Raw genomic sequence first — 786 nt, 5'->3', positions numbered from 1 at the left:
ATCCCCTTCGACAAACTCGTCGAACACACCCGACCCACCCGCGACCGCCACACCCCACCCCTCATCCAGACCGTCTTCACCGGCGGGAACGCCACGGGCATCGCCGACGAGCCCATGCCGTTGCACACCGCCACGATGCGGCCGGTGTCGATCGAGCCGGGAACCGCGAAGTTCGACCTCACGGTCCACGCGGAGGTGGGCACCGACACCGTCGACGTGTACTTCAGCTACGCCCGCGACCTGTACGAGCCCGGCACGATGGCCGACCTGGCCGACAGCTACCGCGCCCTCGTCGCCGCGGTGCTGGCCGATCCCGACCGGCGCCTGTCCAGCGTGGAGGTTGTCACCGACGACCAGCGCCGGCGGCTCGCGGCGGTGTCCACGGGGCGGCGGAGCGGGTCGGACCCGGCTCGTGTGACGCGGCCGGTCGGGGCCTACCCCGCTGACGGTACGGACGTCCAGGACACCGGGCCGGGCGGCATGGCCGGATGGTCGGACGGCGCTCCGGGGTGCGTGCCCCGGCTGGTGGCGGAGACGGCCCGACGCCAACCCGACGCGCTCGCCGTCGTCGACGGGGCAGGCGCGATCACCTACCGCGAACTCGACGAGCGGTCCAACCACCTCGCCCACCAACTCCTGCACCACGGCGCCCGACCCGACCACCCCATCGCCGTCAGCCTCCCACCCGGCACACCCGCCATCACCGCCATGCTCGCCGTCCTCAAAACCGGCGCCGCCTACCTCCCCATCGACCCCACCGCACCCACCACACGCCGACACCACCTC

The 786-nt window shown here is 72.8% G+C and carries 1 protein-coding gene; it reads left to right on the top strand.

Annotated elements, in window-relative coordinates:
- Positions 1 to 786 (top strand): AMP-binding protein (locus F6X68_RS32890; RefSeq protein WP_151457861.1); only part of this gene is annotated, 786 nt, incomplete at both ends.

It is taken from the genome of Micromonospora sp. AMSO12t (genome assembly GCF_008806585.1).
Taxonomy (GTDB): Bacteria; Actinomycetota; Actinomycetes; order Mycobacteriales; family Micromonosporaceae; genus Micromonospora; species Micromonospora reichwaldensis.
Note: the sequence above shows the minus strand (reverse complement) of the source record. Positions and strands in the feature narration are given on the sequence as shown.